Below are 16,619 nucleotides of genomic sequence, written 5' to 3' on the forward strand. Positions count from 1 at the left end.
ATACGCTCGCTGTTGCGTGCACGCCGAGTCGCTGTAATGGCGAAACAGGCGCGCGCATGGCAACGGATGCTGTCGGGGCGCAGGCTTGACCTGCTCGACCCAACCCCGGTGGATATCGAAATCGAGGACATCGCCCATGGCCTTGCCTTTGTTGCCCGCTGGAACGGGCAGACCCATGGCGATTTCCCCTATTCCGTGGCCGAACATTCGCTGCTGGTCGAGGCGCTGTTCTGCCGAATGAATCCCGGCGCAACCGTGGCGCAGAAGCTGACAGCGCTGCTGCACGACGCGCCGGAATACGTCATCGGCGACATGATTTCCCCGGTGAAGGCGGCGGTCGGGCCGGAATACGGCGTGCTCGACAAGCGGCTGATGGCGGCGATCCACATCCGCTTCGGGCTGCCCGCGCTGATCCCGCCGCGGCTCAAGACGCGGATCAAGAAGGCGGATCTGGTATCGGCCTATATGGAGGCAACGCAGATCGCCGGATTTTCGGCGGCGGAAGCCAAGAAAGTCTTTGGGGCGCCCGAGCCGGCGCTGATAGAGGGGCTGGATATCCACCTGCGCCCGCCGGTCGAGGTGCGTGCGGCGTTCAACGCCCGCCACGCCGAACTGCTGGCGGCGCTGCCATGCTGACCGTGCGCCGGGCCGCAGCGCTGGATGCGCGCGACATCGCAGAGCTGTTGAACGAGGTCATCGCCATCGGCGGCACCACGGCGATGACCGACGCGGTCGACCCCGTCGATGTGCAAGCATGGATGCAAAGCGATCCGCGCGCGATCTGGCATGTGGCCGAAGACGATGCGGGGCAGATCCTCGGGGTGCAGTGGATCGACCCGCATCCGGAACATAGGGATTCGGTGGGGCAGATCTCGACCTTTGCACGCTCTGGAAAGACCGGGCTCGGCATCGGATCAAAGCTGTTCGAGGCCACGAAACAGGCGGCGCGCATGGCAGGCTACGCATGGATCAACGCCGAGATCCGCGCCGACAATGCCGGCGGGCTGATCTATTATCAAAGCCGCGGCTTCGAGGACTGGGGCCGTATCGACGGTTATGTGATGCGCAACGGTCAGACCGTGACCAAGCTGCTCAAGCGCTACGACCTCTGAGCGCCGCCAGCCCAGTCAGCCTAGTCAGCGCGGCGAGCGCTTGGCCAGAATGCGCTGCAACGTCCGGCGGTGCATGTTCAGCCGCCGCGCGGTTTCCGACACGTTGCGATCGCACAGCTCATAGACCCGCTGGATGTGTTCCCAGCGCACCCGGTCGGCGCTCATCGGGTTCTCGGGCGGCGGCGGAAGATCGTCTGTCCGGGACAGCAGCGCGTTGGTGATGTCGGTGGCATCCGCCGGTTTCGACAGGTAGTCGGTTGCCCCGATCTTGACCGCCGCAACCGCCGTAGCAATCGCCCCGTAACCGGTCAGCACGATCACCTTGCTGTCGGGGCGACGCTCGCGCAGCACCTCGACCACATCAAGCCCGTTGCCATCCTCGAGCCGCAGGTCGATCACCGCATAGGCCGGAGGCCGCGCCGTGGCGATCGCTGTTCCCCCCGCGACCGACAAGGCGGTCTCGACCTCAAAGCCGCGCTTTTCCATCGCCTTTGCAAGGCGGCGCAGGAACGGTTCATCATCATCGACAAGCAGGAGGGAGCGGTCGTCGCCGAGGTCTTCGATGGTGCGGTCCGACACGATTTTATACTCCCGATGCAGGTCTTTGCCTGCAAAGGTTCATACCCAAGCCCTGCCGGAGGGTCAAACACCGCGTGGCAGTTACATGTGGTCGATGAAGCACCCCACCGTCTGCGCCATATCGTCCGGCGTTGCCTCGCGGCGGAAGAACTCGGCGAATCCGGTTTCGGGCAGCACGAAATAGGTGAAGGTCGAATGGTCGACGAGGTAATAGTCGTTGCCAGTGTCGTTCTTCTTGTAATAGGTCCGATAGGCTTGGCTTGCCGCCTTCACCTGCTCGGGCGATCCGGTCAGGCCGATCATCTTGTCGCTGAACACCCCGGCATACTCGCCCACCACCTCGGGCGTGTCGCGCTCGGGGTCGATCGAGATGAACACCGGCGTCACGTCATAGCCCTGCTCTTCGAGGATATCGACCGCCTCGGCATTGCGCGCATTGTCGAGCGGGCAGACATCCGGGCAGAAGGTATAGCCGAAATAGACCAGAGACGGCTTGGTGATCACATCGGAGTCGGTCACCGTCTGCCCGGCGCTGTTGACCAGCGTGAATGGCCCGCCGATGGCCCCGGCGCCACCCGCAACCGCAGTTGCGCGGCAGCTGGCGAACTGGTCATCCGACCCCCGGGTGTAAAGCCACGCCCAGGCGGAAACGACGACAAGGGCGGTGGCGGCAGCGGTAACGGCGATCCAGCGCATGGAATCCTCCGGTGATGTGATTGCGGAACCTGCCCTGCAGACTTAACAATCGCGGTCGTGGGGATAAAGAGACGAAAGCGCGCAGCCATGAGTCAGCCGGATCTGGGATTGCTCGAAGAGGGCCAGCGCAGCAATTTCATCCGCCTGCGCACGCTGATCATTCTGCGCTGGGTCGCCATCGTCGGCCAGCTGACCGCGATTTCCGTCGCCCGCCAGCTGTATGATCTGCAACTGGAACTGGGGCTTTGCTATCTCGCCGTGGGCGTGTCGGTGGTCGGCAATCTCATCGCCATGTTCATCTACCCCGAAGACAAACGCCTGTCCGAGGCCGAGAACTTCCTGATGGTGATGTTCGATCTGCTGCAACTGTGCCTGCTGCTGTTCCTCACTGGCGGGTTGCACAACCCGTTCTCGCTGCTGGTGCTGGCCCCGGCCACGGTTTCGGCGACGGTGCTGTCGCTGCGCTCGACCGTGCTGATCAACGCCACCGCCGTGGCGCTGATCACCTGCATGGTGTTCGTCTACATGCCACTGAGCACCCAAGACGGGACGATCTTCGGATTGCCTGACGTGTTCATCTTTGGCCAGTGGACGGCGCTGGTGATCGCGCTGCTGTTCATCTCGGTCTATGCACGGCGTACGACGAACGAGATGAACGCCATGTCGGATGCGCTTGTGGCAACGCAGATGGCGCTGGCGCGGGCGCAGAAACTCAGCGATCTGGGCGGCGTGGTCGCCGCCGCCGCGCATGAGCTGGGCACACCGCTGGCAACGATCAAGCTCGCCTCGGCAGAGCTGATCGAAGATCTGGACGAGTTCCCCGAGATGCAGGAAGACGCCCGCCTGATCCGTGCCCAGGCCGATCGTTGCCGCGACATCCTTCATGGCATGGGCCGCGCCGGCAAGGACGATCTGCACATGCGCCACGCCCCCCTGTCCGAGGTGCTGCGCGAGGCCGCCGAGCCGCATGAGAATCGCGGCAAGACCCTGACGATGGAATTTGCCCCCCTGCCCGGCGGCGGCCCTCAGCCGCAGGTGTTTCGCCGCCCCGACATCCTGCACGGGCTGCGCAACCTCGTACAGAACGCGGTGGATTTCGCCCGCACGCAGGTCTGGATCGACGCCAGCTGGGACGACCGCCGCATCGTCGTGCGCATCCGCGACGACGGGCCGGGCTATCCGCCGCATCTGATCGGGCGGCTTGGCGACCCGTTTCTGCGCCGCCGCCGCAGCGATCCCGGCCGCAGCGCACGGCCCGGATACGAAGGCATGGGGCTTGGCCTGTTCATCGCCAAGACCCTGCTGGAGCGCAGCGGCGCCGAGCTCAGCTTTGCCAATGGCGCAGAAGAGGGCGAAGGCGCGGAAGGCGCCCCCAATGGCGCCATCGTCGAGCTGACCTGGCCCGTGGCCAAGGTGGTGGCCACTGTTGCACCGAACACGCCGCTTGGCGAAAATCCCTTGATCGAAACCTGACCCGCAGTCACAACTTAACCGGTAATTAACCTTCTACTTTTAGCTGTGTGTCCGGTTAACAGTTTGTCAGGGTCACGTTGTGGAACTGCTTGTCATTATCGCCGCCGGTATCGGCGCCAGCTGTGCCGCAATCTTCGGCGGGCTTCTCCTGCGCACTGCGCGTATCCCTGTCGACGATCCGCCAAGCCCCGGCACCCGTCCTCGTGGCAACCGGGTCGAGATGTTCGTGACCGATGGCCGACTGGTCGATGCCACGCCGCAGGCCCGCCAGTTGCTTGATTGCACCCCGGACGAGAGGCTGATCTGGGATGACCTCGCCGAGGTGCTGCGCGCCCATTTCCCCGCCTTCCCCGAAGCGCCCCCCAGAGATCGGCTGGTGCTCGACGCCACCGGCGATCCCGACACCCATATCGAGATCCGGCCCGAAGGGCGCAGCCTGAACCTCAGCATGACCGGGCCGTCGCTCGACGCGGGCGAATACCTGCGGCTGCGCACCGAAATGCGCGATCTGTCACGCCTCAGGCTGGCGTTTACCCGTGCGCCGTTTCCGGTGTGGCAGACCGACCGCGCCCGCAAGGTGGTGTGGTCCAACCCCGCGTTCACCGATGTGGCGCTTCAGGCCGGGCAGGCCGACAATGCGACACCGCCCTTTGCCGTGCTGCCCAACGAGGCCGAAGAACTCTACATCAGCCGCACCAGCATCGGCAAACGCGAGGATGGCACGCAGAGCTGGTTCGAGGTGCAATCCTATCGCCTTGCCGATGGCTGGCTGCATTTTGCCCAGAACATCGACGCGGTGATCCACGCCGAAGCGACGCAGCGCAATTTCCTGCAGACGCTGACGCGGATCTTTGCCCATCTGCCCATCGCCCTTGCGGTCTTTGACAAGGACCGGCGGCTGGTGCTGTTCAATCCGGCGCTGATCGACCACACCAACCTGCCGGCGGAATTCCTGTCGTCTCGGCCCAACCTGCTCAGCTTCTTCGACATGCTGCGCGAACGGCAGATGATGCCCGAGCCCAAGGATTACCGGTCCTGGCGCGACAAGCTGTCCGAGGTCATCGCCGCGGCAAGCTCGGACCTGTACACCGAGGTCTGGAACCTGCCCGTTGGCCTGACCTATCGCATCACCGGGCGGCCCCACCCCGACGGCGGCGTCGCCTTCCTGTTCGAGGACATCACCTCGGAAATCAGCCTCACCCGCCGGTTCCGCCAGGAGATCGAGGTGACGCAATCAGTGCTCGACAGCCTTGGCGATGCGGTGGCGGTGTTTTCGCAGCTCGGCACGCTCACCTTCACCAACGCCGCCTACCGGGACATGTGGAATCTGGACCCGGACGGCAGCCTTGCCGACACCTGCATCGCCGAGTCGACCCGGCTGTGGCAATCGGCCTGCAAGTTCAGCCCGATCTGGTCAGACCTGCGCGATTTCGTGATGACCGAGCGGGATCGCGCCGGCTGGGACGCCGAACTGATCCGCAGCGACGGCCAAAGGCTGCTGAGCCGGGTCGAACCGCTGGCCGGAGGCTCGACGCTGGTGCGCTTTTCCGCGCTTCCCGCCGACGCCGGCAACCTGCGTCGCAGACGCGAGAATGTTGACGCCTGAACAAGGCTTGCGCCGACCGGGGGGCACGGTATCCTTGCGCCATGACCCAGCCGCGCACCGTTACCCTTCCCACACCCGACGCAACCTGCGCTCTAGCGAGGGCGCTTGGCGCGCGGCTGCGTCCCGGCGATGTTCTGCTGCTGTCGGGCGGCATCGGCGCGGGTAAGACCCATTTCGCACGATGCCTGATTCAGTCGCTTCAGGATCACCCCGAAGACGTGCCCTCGCCCACCTTCACCCTCGTGCAGGTCTATGACAGCCCGTCGGGCGAAATCTGGCACGCTGATCTCTATCGCCTCTCGAACCCTGACCAATGCCTCGAGCTGGGACTGACCGACGCCTTCGACACCGCCATCTGCCTTGTGGAATGGCCCGACCGGCTGGCCGGGCTGACGCCGCAAGGGGCACTGTCGCTCGAGTTCACCACCGGTGATCCTGAGGATCTGCGTCACCTGTCCCTTGCCTATTCCGATCCGCGCTGGACCGACATCCTGCGGGACCTGGGCGCGCAATTCGAGGCCAGCTCTTGACCGACCCGTTCCTCGATGCCGCGGGCTGGGGCGGAGCCAAAACCGCTGCGCTCGCCGGCGATGCGTCGGCCCGCCGCTACACCCGCCTGTCCTGCAACGGTGCAACCGCGATCCTGATGGACGACCCCGACGGCGACGTGGCGCTGTTCGCACGCCTGTCGCGGCACCTGTGCGGGCTTGGTCTCAGCGCGCCGCGCATCCTTGCCGAAGCGCCGGGGCGATTGCTGCTCGAAGATCTCGGCGACGGGCTGATCGCGCGCCTGGCCACCGACCCCGAAACCGAAGCGCAGCTGTACCGCGCCGCCGTTGACGCGCTGACGGAGCTGCACCGCCACCCCGCGCCGCCACTATTGCAGGCGACGCCGCAGCGGCTGGCGCAGATGACCGATCTTGCCTTTGATTGCTACGCGCCGGATGCGGCGGCGGCAAAACCCGCCGTGATCACCGCCTTCGAAGAGGCGCTCAGCACCCATGCCCCCGGCACCGACGTCATGGTGCTGCGCGATTACCATGCCGAGAACATCCTCTGGCTGCCCGAACGCAGCGGCCCCGCCCGCGCCGGGCTGCTCGATTTTCAGGACGCGCTGGCCGGGCACCGCGCCTATGACCTCGTGTCGCTGATCGAAGACGCCCGCCGCGATCTGCGCCCCGGCATCGCAGAGCTGTCGATCCGCCACTATCTCGATGCGACCGGGCTGGACGACGCCCCCTTCCGCGCAGCCCTTGCGGTGCTGGGCGCGCAGCGCAACCTGCGCATCCTCGGGGTGTTCGCCCGACTGGCTGCGAGTCGCGGCAAGCCCGGCTATATCGACCTTGTGCCCCGTGTCTGGGGCCACCTGCAAACCGACCTGCGCCACCCGGCGCTGCGCGACATCGCGCGCCTGCTCGGCGCGCTTCCCGAACCCGACGCTTCGCGTCTGAACAGGCTGAAACACCCGTGCCCGACGCCCTGATGCTGTTCGCCGCCGGTTTTGGCACCCGCATGGGTGCGCTGACCGCCGAGCGCCCGAAACCGCTTGTGCCTGTCGCGGGCAAACCGCTGATCGATCATGCGCTGGCGCTTGCCGATACATACGGGCCGCTGCGCCGGGTCGCCAATGCCCATTATCATGCCGATCAGATCGCCGCGCATCTGACCGGGCGTGACGTTGCAATCAGCGTTGAGACACCGCAGATCCTCGATACCGGAGGGGGCCTGCGCGCCGCCTTGCCGCTGCTCGGCGACGGGCCGGTGTTCACCATGAACACCGATGCGATCCTGACCGGGCCGAACCCGCTGCGGCTTCTGGCCGAGGCGTGGCGACCCGAGACCATGGATGCGCTGCTGCTCTGCGTACCGCTGGCGCGCGCCGTCGGGCGCAAGGGGGACGGCGACTTTACGCTGTCACAAGATGGGAAAATTTCCCGCAGTGGGGATAGCGTCTATACCGGCCTTCAGATCATCAAGACCGATGGGCTGCTGGGCATCGATGAGACGGCATTTTCGCTCAACCTGCTATGGAACCGCATGGCCGAAAACGGCCGCCTGCACGGGCTGAGCTACCCCGGCCAATGGTGCGACGTTGGCCACCCAGAGGGCATTTCACTGGCCGAAACCATGCTGGCCGCCGATGTTTGAGCGCCTCGATCATCCGCGCGTCTTTGCGCTTGAACCCGGCGTGGATTTCCCCCGCGCGCTGGTGAACGGCTTGCGCGCCCGCATGGCCGGACAGCCGCCCGAAGCGATGGCCCGCGTCGAGCTGATCGTCAACACCACCCGCATGGCGCGCCGCATCCGCACGGTGTTCGACGAAGGCCCCGCCACGTTGCTGCCCCGGATGCGCCTGCTGTCGAACGTATCGGACCCGGTGGCGCTTGCCCGACTGCCCGCGCCGGTGCCGCCGCTGCGCCGCAGGCTCGAACTGATCGGGTTGGTATCGGGGTTGCTCGACGCGCAACCCGATCTTGCCCCGCGCGCCTCGCTGTTCGATCTCGCCGACAGCCTTGCGACGCTGATGGATGAAATGCAGGACGAGGGCGTCACGCCCGACGCCATCGCCGCGCTGGATGTCAGCGACGAGTCCGGGCACTGGCAGCGCACGCAGCAATTCCTGATGATCGTGCAGCGCTATTTCGACGGTGCCGAAGAGGCGCCGGATGTGAACGCCTTTCGCCGCCTTGCGCTAGAGCGCCGCCTTGCGGAATGGGAACAGGCGCCGCCGACGCACCCGGTGATCCTTGCCGGTTCGACCGGCTCGCGCGGGGGCACCAACCGGCTGATGCAGGCGGTGGCACGTCTGCCGCAGGGCGCTCTGGTGCTGCCCGGCTTCGATTTCGACACGCCCGAGACGGTGTGGAACGGTCTGAGCGACGCGCTCTCGGGCGAGGATCACCCGCAGTTCCGCTTTGCCAGACTGATGGCCGAACTTGGGCTGACGGCGGGTGATATCCCGCGCTGGACCAGCGATCACCCGCCCGCGCCCGAACGCAACCGGTTGATCTCGCTCGCGCTTCGCCCCGCGCCGGTGACCGATCAATGGCGCGAGGAAGGCCCGCGCCTGCAAGCCCTGAGCGCGGCGACCGAGGGGCTGACCCTGATCGAAGCGCAAAGCCCGCGTGACGAGGCCACCGCCATCGCGCTGCGCCTGCGTCAGGCTGCGCAAGACGGTGTCACCGCCGCGCTCATCACCCCCGACCGGATGTTGACGCGGCAAGTCACTGCCGCGCTGGACCGCTGGGAAATTCTCCCGGACGACAGCGCCGGTGTGCCGTTGCAGCTGTCGCCGCCGGGGCGGTTCCTGCGGCATGTCGCCGATCTGTTCGGCGGCGATCTGACCGCCGAGGCGCTGCTGACGCTGCTCAAGCATCCGCTGACCCACAGCGCACAGGGGCGCGGCCCGCATCTGCGCGCCACCCGCGAGCTGGAACTGCAGATCCGCCGCAAGGGCTGGCCGTTTCCGCGCCCCGAGCAGATCCGTAGCTGGGGCGAGGCCGAAGACATGGCCGACTGGGCCGAATGGCTGATCGACGCCTTCTTTCCCGCGCGCCAGCCGCACCAGCGCCCGCTGGCCGATTGGGTCACCGCGCATCTCGCCGCCGCCGAGGCCATTGCCGGGGGGCCGGATTCGGAACTGTGGAAACAGGCCGCCGGGCGCAAGACCCGCACGGTGGTCGAGGGGTTGCAGGCCGAGGCCGCGCATGGCACCGCGCTCGACGCGCGCGATTATGCCGATCTTTTCGCCGCGATCCTGTCGCGCGCGGAACTGCGCGACAACGACGCGCCGCACCCGAAAATCCTGATCTGGGGCACGCTTGAAGCGCGGGTGATGGGGGCTGATCTGCTGATCCTCGGCGGGCTCAATGAGGGCTCGTGGCCCGAACTGCCCGGCGCCGATCCGTGGCTGAACCGGCGGATGCGCCATCAGGCCGGTCTGCTTGTGCCCGAAAGGCGCATCGGCCTTGCCGCCCATGATTTCCAGCAGGCGGTGGCGGGGCGCGAGGTTGTGATCACGCGCGCACTCAAGAGCGCCGATGCCGAGACCATCCCGTCGCGCTGGGTCAACCGGCTGATGAACCTGATGAACGGCCTGCCCGGTCAGGGCGGCCCCGAAGCGCTGGCGGCGATGCGAGCCCGCGGTGCACATTGGCTGGCGTTGGCGCGCGCGCTGGAACGGCCGGTGCCGGTGCCCGCGGCTCCACGCCCCTCGCCCGCGCCGCCCGCCGGGGCGCGACCCAAAAGCCTGTCGGTCACCGAGATCAAGACGTTGATCCGCGACCCCTTCGCGATCTATGCGCGGCGGGTGCTGCGCCTGTCTCCGCTCAACCCATTGCAGCGCGCGCCCGATGTCATGTTGCGCGGCACGCTGGTGCACGAGGTGCTCGAAGCCTTCGTTCAGGACAGCGTCGCCGACCCGTCTGGCCTGACCGAACGCGCCCTGATGGCCCGCGCGGCGCAGATCCTGCAAGACCCCGAGATCGTGCCATGGCCCGCCACCCGGCACCTTTGGCAGGCCCGGCTTGCACGGGTCGCGGGCTGGTTTGCCGAGTCCGAACGCGCCCGCCAGACCCTCGCCCGCCCGGCGCAATACGAAATCATGGGCCATGCGCCGATACCTGCGCTGGATTTCACCCTGCGCGGCAAGGCCGACCGCATCGACCTTGATGAGCGCGGCGGCGCGCATCTTTACGATTACAAGACCGGCGGCGCGCCGTCGAAAAAGGAACAGAAGTTCTTCGACAAGCAGTTGCTGCTCGAGGCGGCGATGGTCGAACGCGGCGCCTTTCGCGACTTCGCGCCAAGCCATGTCGCAAGCGCCACCTTCGTCGCGCTGAACCCTGCGGGAGAAATTCCCGCGCCGCTTGACGAAGTCCCCGCCACGCAGGTCTGGCAGGAATTCGAGGCGCTGATGACCGCGTGGGCCGATCCCGATCGCGGCTACACCGCCCGCGCCGCGTTGCTCAAGGAAACCGACATGTCCGATTACGATCATCTTTCCCGATTTGGAGAATGGGACGTGATCGACCCCGCCACACGCGAGGCGCTGGAATGAAGCGCGACGAGGCAACCGAAGCGCAGGTGCGCGCCGCGCGGCCCGATGCCTCGACATGGCTGGCGGCGAACGCGGGTTCAGGCAAGACGCGGGTGCTGACCGACCGGGTGGCGCGACTGCTGCTGGACGGGGTGCTGCCCGAGCACATCCTGTGCCTGACCTATACCAAGGCCGCCGCGACCGAGATGCAGAACCGCCTGTTCCGCCGTCTGGGCCATTGGGCGATGCTAGATGATGACGCGCTGCGGGCCGAACTGCTGGATCTGGGGCTCGACGGCATGCTTCCGGGCGAGCGTCTTGCACAGGCCCGCACGCTGTTTGCCCGCGCCATCGAAACGCCGGGCGGCTTGCGCATCCAGACCATCCATTCGTTCTGCGCCTCGCTGCTGCGCCGGTTTCCGCTCGAGGCCGGGGTGTCGCCGCAATTTCACGAGATGGAAGACCGCGCCGCCGAGCTTCTGCGCGCCGAGGTGCTTGATGCGCTGGCGGTGGAGGCCGCGCCGCTGGTCTCGACGCTGGCCTTTCACATCACCGCCGATCCCGCGCCGCTGCTGGCCGAGATCTGCGCCAACCGCGATGCCTTTCTTCCGGCGCGCAGCGTGGCCGATCTGGAGGCGCTTTACGGTCTGCCGCCCGGCCTGACCGAAGAGACCCTGCTGGGGCAGGTCTTTCTTGGCGGCGAGATGGATCTGTTGGCCCGGATGATCCCGGCGCTGGCAGGCTCGGGTGCCAATGATCAAAAGGCGGCGGCGGCGCTGGCGCGCATCACCGCGCCGGATCTGGCGGCGCTTCCCATCCTCGAGAGCGTTTTGCTCACCGGTTCCGGCGCAAAGGAGCCCTTTACCGCCAAGATCGGCAGTTTTCCGACCAAGGGCCTGCGCAATGGCGCGCTTTCGGCTGAAATCGACGCGCTCGACGCGCTCATGCGCCGGATCGAAACCGCGCGCGAGCAGCGGCTTGCGCTGGCCTCTCTGGGGCGTGAAATCACGCTGCACCGTTTTGCCAGCGCCTTTTTGCCCGCCTATGAACGGGAAAAGCAGAAGCGCGGCTGGCTGGATTTCGATGATCTGGTGACGCGGGCGCGCGATCTGCTGTCCGACCCGCGCGTGGCGGAATGGGTGCTGTTCCGGCTTGACGGTGGCATCGACCATATCCTTGTCGACGAGGCGCAGGACACCTCGCCCGTGCAATGGCAGGTGATCGAGCGGCTGGCGCAGGAATTCACCTCAGGCGACGGCGCGCGCACCGATATCCGCCGCACGATCTTTGTCGTGGGGGACAAGAAACAGTCGATCTACAGCTTTCAGGGGGCCGATCCCAGCGAGTTCGACCGCATGGCCGCCGAGTTCGCCGAGCGACTGAGGCCGACCGACGCGCCGCTGTGCCGGATGATGCTGGAATACAGTTTCCGCTCGGCTGAGCCGATCCTGCGGCTGGTGGACAATTGCTTCGAGGGGCGAGAGGCGGCAGGGTTTTCCCCTGATCAGACCCACCGGGCCTTCAAATCCGCCATGCCGGGGCGGGTTGACCTGTGGCCGCATGTCGAGAACACCAAGGCCGAAGACGACGACAGCGACTGGTTCGAACCGGTCGACCGGGTGGGCGAGAGGCATCATTCGGTGGTGCTTGCGGGCCGGGTCGCGGGGTTCATCGCCAAGACCATCGGCACGCCGCTGCCCGAGGAGATCGGCCATTCGGGCACCTATCGCACCCGCCCTGCCCATGCCGGCGATTTCCTGATCCTCGTGCGTGGACGCGGGCGGCTGTTTACCGAGATCATCCGCGCCTGCAAATCGCTTGGCCTGCCGATTGCCGGGGCGGACCGGCTGAAGGTCATGTCGGAACTGGCGGTCAAGGATATCGGCGCGCTTCTGGCCTTTTTGTCGACCCCCGAAGACGATCTGTCGCTGGCCACCGCGCTGCGTTCGCCGCTGTTCGGGCTGTCGCAGCAGCAGCTTTTCAGCCTTGCCCAGCCGCGCAAAGGATACCTGTGGGCAGCGCTGCGCAACGCGCGGGAAGATTTCCCGGATGCGGTCCGGGTGCTGGATGATCTGCGCGGACAGACCGATTTCCTGCGCCCCTACGATCTGATCGAACGCATCCTGATCCGCCACGACGGGCGGCTGAAGCTGCTCGGCCGGCTTGGCGAAGAGGCGCAGGATGGCATCGACGCGCTGCTTGGGCAGGCGCTGGCCTATGAGCAGACCGAGGTGCCCTCGCTGACCGGGTTCCTTGAATGGATGCAGACCGACGATCTGGAGATCAAGCGCGCCCCCGACAGCGCCGGTTCCCGCATCCGCGTGATGACGGTGCACGGGGCCAAGGGACTGGAAGCGCCAATCGTGATCCTGCCCGATTGCGCCCGCCCGCGCGCCGATATCCGCGATCAGCTGCTGAAAGCCGATGGCGGCACGGTGTGGAAGGCGTCTTCGGATGCGCAACCGCAGGTTCAGGCCGACGCGCTGCAGGCCGCGAAAGAGGCGGATGCCCGCGAACGGGACCGCCTGCTCTATGTGGCGCTGACGCGGGCCGAGAAATGGCTGGTGGTCTGCGCCGCCGGCGAACTCGGGAAGAATGGCGAGGCGTGGTACGACAAGGTGCGCGTCGGGATGGACCGGTCGGGCGCGCTGCCGGTGCAGTATGATTTCGGAGACTGGGGCGGCACGCTGGACGGCTGGCGGCTCGGCACGCAGGACTGGTCGTCACTGCCGCTGGAGACCCCTGCCGCACGTGCCATCCCCACCACCGATCTGCCGGATCTGTTCCGCTTGCCCGCGCCTGCGGTTGCCGAAGCGGCCAAGGCGGTGTCGCCGTCGGACCTTGGCGGCGCCAAGGCGCTTGGCGGCGATGCGGGCGAGGATCGCGACGAGGCGATGCGGCGCGGCACGCTGCTGCACCTGCTGCTGGAACATCTGGCCCCGCTGCCCCCCGAGGCACGGGCCGAGGCGGCCCCGCATGTGATCGCCATCTCCGAAGACCCACCCGCCGAGACCGAAACGCTTGTCGCCGAGGCGCTTGGGGTTCTGGCCGCGCCGGCGTTGGCGCGACTGTGGCAGGGCAGCAGCCTGTCCGAGGTGGCGTTCAGCGCCGATCTGCCGGGGATCGGGCGGGTACATGGCATCATCGACCGGTTGATCGTCAGAGATGACAGCGTGCTGGCGGTGGATTTCAAATCCAACCGCACAGTACCGGACACCCCCGAGGCAACGCCCGAGGGCATCTTGCGCCAGATGGGCGCCTATGCCGAGGCGCTGGCGCAGATCTGGCCCGGACGGCGTATCGACACGGCGATCCTGTGGACAGGCACGCGGCAGCTGGTGGATCTACCACACGATCTTGTGTCGCGGGCGCTCGACCGCGCAAGGGCGGCTTGACGATTGCGCGCAGCGTTCCTAGGTTCGCTCCTCAAGTTTCAGCTGCCAGAACCCGCAAGGAGAGTCTCCATGGCCACCGTTCCCGTCACCGACGCAACGTTCGACGAAGAAGTTAAGGGCTCCGACATTCCTGTCGTGGTCGATTTCTGGGCCGAATGGTGCGGCCCTTGCAAGCAGATCGGCCCGGCGCTCGAAGAGCTGTCGGTGCAGTATGAGGGCAAGATCAAGGTTGCCAAGATCGACGTCGACAAGGATCAGGTCATGGCCGCCCAGCTGGGTGTGCGCGGCATCCCGGCGCTGTTCCTGTTCAAGGATGGCGAAGTGATCTCGAACCGCACCGGCGCAGCGCCCAAGGCCTCGCTGGAAAGCTGGATCAAGGACGCGATCTGAGCTGCAACGCCTTTGAGGCCACAAAAGGCGCGCCCTGCGACAGGCGCGCCTTTATTATGTGCAGCGCTGGAGGAGAGGACGGAGGGGGGCCAGCCCCCCGCCTGCGGCTCCCCCCGGAGTTTATCGGGCAAGATGAAGGGCGGGCGCGGCGCCTGTCTTGTGCTGGGTCTCTAAATCTTCAAAGCCGGGCGTGCGCGCATTTCAATCTGTGCCCTGCTGCCCTATGTCGCTGTGGGGTCGCGTTGCCTTGCGTGGGCGGCGCCGGGCCCCCATATGGCCCCGGACACGACTTGAGGAGACGACAATGGCCGATCAGGAATTCCCCGGCTGGCATGGCACCACGATCATCGGCGTGCGCAAGGGCGGCCAGGTGGTGGTTGCAGGCGACGGGCAGGTCTCGCTTGGCCAGACCGTGATCAAGGGCACCGCGCGCAAGGTGCGGCGGCTGTCTCCGGGCGGCTCGGATGTGGTCTGCGGATTTGCCGGGTCGACGGCGGATGCGTTCACCCTGCTGGAGCGGCTTGAAGGCAAGCTGGAAAAGACCCCCGGCCAGTTGCAGCGCGCCTGTGTCGAGCTGGCCAAGGACTGGCGGACGGACAAGTACTTGTCGAAGCTCGAAGCGATGCTGATCGTCACCGATGGTGCGGATCTGTATGTGATCACCGGTGCCGGTGACGTTCTGGAGCCGGAACATGATGTTGCGGCCATCGGATCGGGCGGTAATTACGCGCTGGCGGCGGCGCGGGCGATGATGGACAGCGACAAGTCTGCCGAAGAGGTGGCACGCGCCGCCATGGCAATTGCCGCCGATATTTGCGTCTACACCAACGGCAAGCTGACCGTCGAAACGATCTCTGGCTGAGAGGACACACCATGACAGACCTGACCCCCCGCGAGATCGTCTCGGAGCTTGACCGTTTCATCATCGGCCAGAAGGATGCCAAGCGCGCCGTGGCCGTTGCCCTGCGCAACCGTTGGCGGCGCAAGCAGTTGTCTGCGGATCTGCGCGATGAGGTGTATCCCAAGAACATCCTGATGATCGGCCCGACCGGCGTCGGCAAGACCGAGATCTCGCGCCGCCTCGCCAAGCTGGCGCGCGCGCCGTTCATCAAGATCGAGGCGACCAAGTTCACCGAAGTCGGCTATGTCGGCCGTGACGTGGAACAGATCATTCGCGATCTGACGGACAGCGCCATCGCCCTGACCCGCGAGTACATGCGCGAGGATGTGAAGGCTGCCGCGCACAAGGCTGCCGAAGATCGCGTGATTGAGGCCATCGCCGGGAGCGATGCGCGCGAGGGCACCCGCGAGATGTTCCGCAAGAAACTTCGCAATGGCGAGCTTGATGACACCGAGATCGAGCTTGACGTCGCCGAAACCGCCAGCCCGTTTGGAGGGATGGAGATCCCCGGCCAGCCCGGCCAGATGGGGATGATGAACCTCGGCGATATCTTCGGGAAGGCCTTTGGCGCGCGCAAGACCCGCAAGACGCTGCGGGTTGCGGAGAGCTATGAGCTTCTGATTCAGGAAGAAGCCGACAAGCTGCTGGATGACGAGGTGGTCAAGAAGGCCGCCGTCGAGGCTGTCGAGCAGAACGGCATCGTTTTTCTTGACGAGATCGACAAGGTGGCGGCGCGGCAGGAGACCCGTGGCGGAGACGTCTCGCGCGAAGGCGTGCAGCGCGATCTGCTGCCGCTGATCGAGGGCACGACGGTCAGCACCAAGCACGGCCCCGTGAAGACCGATCATATTCTATTCATCGCCTCAGGCGCGTTTCACATCGCCAAACCGTCGGATCTGCTACCGGAACTGCAGGGCCGCCTGCCAATCCGGGTGAACCTGCGCCCGCTGACCGAAGGTGATTTCGTCCGCATCCTGACCGAGACCGACAACGCGCTGACCCGTCAGTATACCGCGTTGATGGCCACCGAAGAAGTGACGGTGAGCTTCACCGACGACGGCATTCAAGCGCTGGCCCGCATCGCCCAATCGGTGAACGAGAGCGTCGAGAACATCGGTGCGCGGCGCCTCTATACGGTGATGGAGCGGGTGTTCGAGGAGCTGTCCTTTACCGCGCCCGACCGCGCCGGCGATGTCGTGACGGTGGACGCAGCGTTCGTCGAGAAGTATCTTGGCGAACTGACCCGGTCCGCAGACCTGAGCCGCTACGTGCTCTGACGCTGCTCCAGCGAGGGGCCAGCCCCTCGCGCTCCCCGGGATATTTGAGGCCAGAAGAAAGGAGGGGTGCCCGTGGCTTCTTCTGGCCATAAATATCCCCGCCGGAGGCAGCCCTCCCCTGTCACCGGGCACATCGCCGGAGTAGGGTTGCG

The 16,619-nt window shown here is 66.2% G+C and carries 14 protein-coding genes; 12 read left to right on the plus strand and 2 right to left on the minus strand.

The genetic code is table 11. The annotated features are described in order from the left end of the window. Window positions 1–36: 36 nt before the first annotated feature. Both Q4543_RS02045 and Q4543_RS02050 read left to right on the plus strand, forming a co-directional pair. Window positions 37–636: an HD family hydrolase gene (locus Q4543_RS02045; protein ID WP_303436094.1), complete on the plus strand. Its 600-nt coding sequence runs from the start codon at window positions 37–39 to the stop codon at window positions 634–636. Beyond that, window positions 630–1,112 (plus strand): GNAT family N-acetyltransferase, encoded by a 483-nt coding sequence (locus Q4543_RS02050; protein ID WP_303436096.1) that lies wholly within the window; start codon window positions 630–632, stop codon window positions 1,110–1,112. Before Q4543_RS02045 ends, Q4543_RS02050 begins: the two co-directional genes overlap by 7 nt. 24 nt (window positions 1,113–1,136) lie before the next feature. Here Q4543_RS02050 and Q4543_RS02055 read toward each other — a convergent pair whose 3' ends face one another. Further along, window positions 1,137–1,691 (minus strand): ActR/PrrA/RegA family redox response regulator transcription factor, encoded by a 555-nt coding sequence (locus Q4543_RS02055; RefSeq protein WP_216002181.1) that lies wholly within the window; start codon window positions 1,689–1,691, stop codon window positions 1,137–1,139. Window positions 1,692–1,772: 81 nt separating this feature from the next. Next, window positions 1,773–2,387, minus strand: coding sequence for an SCO family protein (locus tag Q4543_RS02060; protein WP_303436097.1), 615 nt, complete (start codon window positions 2,385–2,387; stop codon window positions 1,773–1,775). A gap of 87 nt (window positions 2,388–2,474) precedes the next feature. Between Q4543_RS02060 and regB the strand changes: the two genes are divergently transcribed. The 10 genes from regB to hslU all read left to right on the plus strand — a co-directional run bounded on the left by regB (window position 2,475) and on the right by hslU (window position 16,467). Continuing rightward, the gene (gene regB, locus Q4543_RS02065; protein ID WP_303436099.1) at window positions 2,475–3,860 is read left to right on the plus strand and encodes a sensor histidine kinase RegB; all 1,386 of its coding nucleotides are present in this window, start codon (window positions 2,475–2,477) and stop codon (window positions 3,858–3,860) included. 79 nt (window positions 3,861–3,939) lie between these two features. Next, entirely contained in the window at window positions 3,940–5,466 is a 1,527-nt protein-coding gene (locus Q4543_RS02070; RefSeq protein WP_303436100.1) for a PAS-domain containing protein, read from the plus strand. A 41-nt stretch (window positions 5,467–5,507) separates the two neighbouring features. Then, entirely contained in the window at window positions 5,508–5,996 is a 489-nt protein-coding gene (tsaE, locus tag Q4543_RS02075) for a tRNA (adenosine(37)-N6)-threonylcarbamoyltransferase complex ATPase subunit type 1 TsaE (RefSeq protein WP_303436101.1), read from the plus strand. Continuing rightward, window positions 5,993–6,949, plus strand: a complete 957-nt coding sequence (locus Q4543_RS02080; protein WP_303436102.1) for an aminoglycoside phosphotransferase family protein — start codon at window positions 5,993–5,995, stop codon at window positions 6,947–6,949. Before tsaE ends, Q4543_RS02080 begins: the two co-directional genes overlap by 4 nt. Next, window positions 6,934–7,614 (plus strand): nucleotidyltransferase family protein, encoded by a 681-nt coding sequence (locus Q4543_RS02085; RefSeq protein WP_303436103.1) that lies wholly within the window; start codon window positions 6,934–6,936, stop codon window positions 7,612–7,614. The genes Q4543_RS02080 and Q4543_RS02085 overlap by 16 nt, the downstream gene beginning before the upstream one ends. Then, entirely contained in the window at window positions 7,607–10,525 is a 2,919-nt protein-coding gene (gene addB / locus Q4543_RS02090; RefSeq protein ID WP_303436104.1) for a double-strand break repair protein AddB, read from the plus strand. The genes Q4543_RS02085 and addB overlap by 8 nt, the downstream gene beginning before the upstream one ends. Beyond that, window positions 10,522–13,899, plus strand: coding sequence for a double-strand break repair helicase AddA (addA, locus tag Q4543_RS02095; protein WP_303436105.1), 3,378 nt, complete (start codon window positions 10,522–10,524; stop codon window positions 13,897–13,899). Before addB ends, addA begins: the two co-directional genes overlap by 4 nt. Before the next feature lie 69 nt (window positions 13,900–13,968). Beyond that, window positions 13,969–14,289 carry a thioredoxin gene (gene trxA / locus Q4543_RS02100; RefSeq protein ID WP_216002173.1) on the plus strand — a complete coding sequence of 107 codons (321 nt, stop codon included), beginning with the start codon at window positions 13,969–13,971 and terminating at the stop codon, window positions 14,287–14,289. Between the two features lie 304 nt (window positions 14,290–14,593). Beyond that, window positions 14,594–15,151, plus strand: a complete 558-nt coding sequence (gene hslV, locus Q4543_RS02105; RefSeq protein WP_216002172.1) for an ATP-dependent protease subunit HslV — start codon at window positions 14,594–14,596, stop codon at window positions 15,149–15,151. A gap of 11 nt (window positions 15,152–15,162) precedes the next feature. Continuing rightward, window positions 15,163–16,467, plus strand: a complete 1,305-nt coding sequence (hslU, locus tag Q4543_RS02110; protein WP_303436106.1) for an ATP-dependent protease ATPase subunit HslU — start codon at window positions 15,163–15,165, stop codon at window positions 16,465–16,467. Window positions 16,468–16,619 lie beyond the last annotated feature (152 nt).

Source organism: Salipiger sp. 1_MG-2023, assembly GCF_030547555.1.
In the GTDB taxonomy this organism is placed as follows: domain Bacteria; phylum Pseudomonadota; class Alphaproteobacteria; order Rhodobacterales; family Rhodobacteraceae; genus Salipiger.